At 59.1% G+C, this 2,204-nt stretch carries 1 protein-coding gene; it reads left to right on the top strand.

From position 1 onward, the window contains the following. The first annotated feature begins 523 nt into the window (after positions 1-523). Positions 524-2,026: a sugar porter family MFS transporter gene (locus ACR0P8_RS09395; RefSeq protein WP_432624803.1), complete on the top strand. Its 1,503-nt coding sequence runs from the start codon at positions 524-526 to the stop codon at positions 2,024-2,026. The last annotated feature ends 178 nt before the right edge of the window (positions 2,027-2,204 follow it).

Below are 2,204 nucleotides of genomic sequence, written 5' to 3'. Positions count from 1 at the left end.
GCGCGGATGCGTGGTTTTTCGCGCCATCGTGACATTTCCGTCACGTGATTTTCAGGGAATTGACAGGAACACGCATCATTCCTCCAAGGGTTGGGCGGTTATATAGAACATGTCAACGGTTACGGCTGTTGGCGAGGTTCCATCCGGAATCCCATAACTGAACCCTTCTTCTCTCTTCTCTCTCAGCCGGCGGCTTCTCTTCCGCCGGCTTTCTTTTTTGTGGATGGTTTTTCATGGATGGTTTGTCCTGTGCTCCCGCGAGGTCTGCGGATGTTTTCCATGGGGGCAAAAGAATGCTCACTGATTCGTCGTCTGGCTCTTCTTTGTTTGAAATATTGCCGGTAAACGTTTTCTGAAAATCGGAGTGTCGTGTACTGCCATGACCTACACTTGAATGCAATATACGCAGCATACAAGCGCGGCAGGGTTGCTACTCAAGGCGGGGCAAGACCTGGAACGACGTCACTATACGTCGTTCCAGGTCTTTTTTGTTTGCTGCTGCATCTCATATCGATGAGGATCGATGGGAATGGAAGGTGGAATCATGACTGCGGTGCAGACGTCCAATCCGGTGCACAGCGCCGAGGATGCGGTGGAAACCGGCATCCATGAGGTCGGCGCGACGATCGACGCCGTCGAACAGGAAGTGGGGCGTGGTGTTTCCACGCGCTTTCCGCTCAACAGCGCGTTCATCTTCACGTTCGGTGCGCTGGGAGGCATGCTGTTCGGCTTTGACACGGGCATCATCTCCGGGGCCTCGCCGTTGATTGAATCCGATTTCGGCCTGTCCGTGGCCCAGACCGGATTCATCACGTCATCCGTGCTGATCGGCTCCTGCGCGGGCGCCCTGTCCATCGGTGCGCTGTCCGATCGTTTCGGACGCAAGAGGCTGCTGATTCTGGCGGCGATCCTGTTTCTGCTCGGCTCGGGCATGTGCGCGAGCTCCACGGGATTCCTGATGATGGTCGTGGCCCGCATCATCCTTGGCCTCGCCGTTGGTGCGGCCTCCTCGTTGACCCCGGCGTATCTCGCCGAACTCGCACCAAAGGAGCGCCGCGGTTCACTGTCCACGCTGTTTCAGCTGATGATCACCTTCGGCATCTTGCTGGCGTACGCTTCCAATCTCGGCTTCCTTGGCCACAACATCGCCGGCATCCGCGACTGGCGGTGGATGCTGGGTTCGGCGCTCGTGCCGGCGGCTCTGCTGCTCGTCGGCGGTCTGCTGCTGCCGGAATCGCCTCGATATCTGGTGAGCCGCGGCAAGGATCGCGAGGCGTTCAAGGTGCTCACCCTCATCCGCAAGGACGTCGATCAGACCCAGGTGCAGCTCGAGCTCGACGACATCAAGGCCGTCGCCGCACAGAACACCAAGGGAGGCGTCCGCGAACTGTTCCGCATCGCCCGTCCGGCGCTCGTCGCCGCGGTCGGCATCATGTTGTTCCAGCAGCTCGTCGGCATCAATTCCGTGATCTATTTCCTGCCGCAGGTGTTCATCAAGGGCTTCGGATTCCCTGAAAACGACGCCATCTGGGTGTCGGTCGGCATTGGCGTGGTCAATTTCGTGGCCACCATCGTCGCCACTCTCATCATGGACAGATTCCCCCGCAAGAAGCTGCTCATCTTCGGATCGGTGACGATGACCATCGCTCTCGCGGCGTTGGCCGTGCTCAACTTCACCGGCGATGTGGCCACGTTGGCTGTGCCGACCATGGTGCTGATCGCCTGCTACATCCTCGGATTCGCACTGTCGTGGGGGCCGATCGCATGGGTGATCACCGGTGAGATCTTCCCGCTGAGCGTGCGCGGCATCGGCAGCTCCTTCGGTTCCGCGGCCAACTGGCTGGGTAATTTCGTGGTCTCCCAGTTCTTCCTCATGCTGCTGTCTCTGTTCGGCAACAACGTCGGCGGCCCGTTCGCCATCTTCGGTGTGTTCTCCGCGCTGTCCATCCCGTTCGTCATGCATTTCGTGCCCGAGACCAAGGGCAAGTCGCTCGAACAGATCGAGGAGGAGATGACCCGCCGCTGACACGGCAGTTGCTGCATCAACGGTAGAAGAATGGGGTGGATGCTCTGGTGACGCATCCACCCCATTCGCGTTGTTTGGCAGCGTTGTTTGACGGTGTCGCTTAGCAGCGATCGTACGAGAATGCGCGCAGGCGATCGAGGCACTCCTGGCTCTCCTCAAGCCATGGCATGCCGATCAT

Origin of the sequence: Bifidobacterium sp., from assembly GCF_050874245.1 — a bacterium.
Taxonomy (GTDB): domain Bacteria; phylum Actinomycetota; class Actinomycetes; order Actinomycetales; family Bifidobacteriaceae; genus Bifidobacterium.
This window is presented reverse-complemented; position numbering and strand designations above follow the sequence as displayed.

What these genes read in the sequence shown, in the direction of transcription:
- ACR0P8_RS09395 (WP_432624803.1), top strand. Translation starts at nt 524, where the DNA reads ATGGGAATGGAAGGTGGAATCATGACTGCGGTGCAGACGTCCAATCCG.